The following is a 2,491-nucleotide window of genomic DNA, read 5'->3' on the forward strand; positions in this document are numbered from 1 at the left end:
GTGCGCCCAGACTGGTCGCTTGATAAATACTTCTGTAGCAAGAAGTTAGGATTGGGTTCAATATAATCCTATCGTCAATCAGCTTATCCGACGGGGAAACCTAACGGGGAGTGTAGCATGCTGATTAAAGCCCTGAGTCTACTAATAGCCAAGTAGCGACTGAAGGGCAAGACGAAACGACATATACAAGGATGAAGCCTTGATTGGTTGAACGATAGTTCGGTGGTACCACATCTTGCAATAGCGGAAGGCTTTTATATACGCTATTTCATAGTACTCTGGCTATTTTGTGCGTTAGTTCAGAGCATTAAGAACCGACTATGACACAGCCGCAATAAGCGGACAAGAACGAAAGTCGCATCCGACAATATGTCACGCTAATAGTTATCAAGTGAAACTAACTGGGGATTGCCTAAGTCAGAACGCCTCAAAGGCTATGAGAGCTGGTCTCTGAATATCTGATATGGCAACGGAGTTCCCATAGTAGTCCGAGCAAGTTAACGGCTTGTACATGGCGAAGGGGAACAGTCCATAACTTTAGTACAAACAAAGGAAAACGTGAGAGACGTATGAGAAATCCCGAGCAAGTATTAAACATTTTAGCTGGACACAGCAACGAGTCAGGTTACAAATACGAACGACTCTATCGTATTCTGTTCAATGAGCAGATGTTCTTAGTCGCATATCAGCGCATTCATGCAAAACCAGGCAATATGACACCCGGTACTGATGGACAGACGGAGGACGGCATGAGCATTGACAAGATACACGCATTAATAGACAGTCTCAAAAGCGAAGTCTATAGGCCTAAACCGGCAAAGAGGGTTTACATACCGAAGAAGAGCGGAAAGTTACGTCCGCTCGGTATCCCTACGTTTGCAGATAAATTAGTGCAAGAGGTAGTGAGAATGGTTCTCGAAGCCATATACGAAGGATATTTTGAACGGACTTCACATGGTTTCAGACCACACAAAAGCTGCCACACGGCACTTAAGAGTCTACAGAATAATTTCAACGGAACAAAGTGGTTCATTGAGGGAGACATAAAAGGTTTCTTTGACAATATCAACCATGGCGTGATGATAGAAATTCTGAGGGAACGCATATCTGACGAGCGTTTCCTTCGGTTAATACGTAAATTTCTCAACGCTGGATATTTGGAAGAATGGCACTTCAATAGAACTTATTCGGGTACGCCTCAAGGTGGAATTATCAGTCCAATACTGGCTAATATCTACCTGGACAAGTTCGATAAGTATATGAAGAAGTATGCACAAGATTTCCATAAGGGTAAAGTTAGACACCGCAACAAGGATATCGGCAGACTGAACAATCGAGTTCACTATCTAAAGAAGAGAATGAAGGAGGTGACGGACGTTGATAAATTGGAAGCAATGCGGGAGGAAGTTCGTAATAAGCAACAGCAAATACTGACTATGCCGAGCGGTAACGATATGGATGAGAATTTCCGTAGATTGAATTATGTACGCTACGCTGATGATTTCCTTATAGGGGTCATTGGAAATAAAGCAGAGTGCGAGAAAATCAAGGCGGATGTCACACAATTTATGCAAGAAAAGCTAAAGTTGGAGATGTCGCAAGAAAAGACCTTGATAACCAACGCACAAGACAGTGCAAAATTTCTCGGCTATGAAATATCAGTCCGTAAAGATTACACAACGCAGAAAAATGCAAGAGGAGAAACTCGTAGACATCGTAATGGTAATGTGATACTACACGTATCACGAGAAGTAATAAAGAAGAAGTTACTGAGTCTTGAAGCCATGAATGTGAAAACACGAAATGGCAAAGAAGTGTGGAGTTCTAAAGGTAGAACATACCTGATAGACAATGAGCCACAATACATAGTAGCACGTTTCAACACAGAAATCAGAGGATTCTACAACTACTACTCCATTGCAAACAATGCATCGGCACTTGGACGTTCATTTGGATGTATCATGAGGTTCAGTATGCTAAAGACATTTGCGCAAAAACTTAACAGTTCCGTCAGAACCATAACAGACAAGTATCGTGAAGATGATAAATTTGTGGTGTGGTATACGGACAAGAAAGGCGAACGCAAACCAAGGGTGTTTTACAATGAGGGCTTCAAGCGTATTACCGACTTGGGAACTCAAAAATGTGATAACTTGCCCTACTTGTTCAACACTCCATCTATGAGTCTGGTCGAAAGACTGACTGCAAATAAGTGTGAGTTGTGCGGAAAAGAAGGAAATGTTGTGTCACACCACGTCAGGAAACTCTCAGAATTAAGAGGCAAAACCGGATGGGAACGTAAAATGCTCAAAATGCATAGAAAATCTTTAATCGTCTGTGCAGAATGTCATAACATGATTCATGCGGAGAATAGCTAAAATGCCGTTATGGGCGGAGAGCCGTATACATGGAGACGTGTACGTACGGTTCGGAGGCAGGCTGTCGGAAACCTACCACCGTAAGGTGGCATGGCGCCGACAGCCGAGCCTAC

The 2,491-nt window shown here is 42.9% G+C and carries 1 protein-coding gene; it reads left to right on the top strand.

What is annotated here, in order from left to right; genetic code table 11:
• Window positions 1-569: 569 nt before the first annotated feature.
• Window positions 570-2,378 (top strand): reverse transcriptase/maturase family protein, encoded by a 1,809-nt coding sequence (locus QUW60_RS14870; protein WP_289561464.1) that lies wholly within the window; start codon window positions 570-572, stop codon window positions 2,376-2,378.
• The last annotated feature ends 113 nt before the right edge of the window (window positions 2,379-2,491 follow it).

It is taken from the genome of Bacteroides gallinaceum, assembly GCF_030373775.1.
GTDB classification, from domain to species: domain Bacteria; phylum Bacteroidota; class Bacteroidia; order Bacteroidales; family Bacteroidaceae; genus Phocaeicola; species Phocaeicola excrementipullorum.

Bases quoted from the DNA above. Each gene is read 5' to 3' on its own strand.
- QUW60_RS14870 (WP_289561464.1), top strand. From the start codon at position 570: ATGAGAAATCCCGAGCAAGTATTAAACATTTTAGCTGGACACAGCAAC.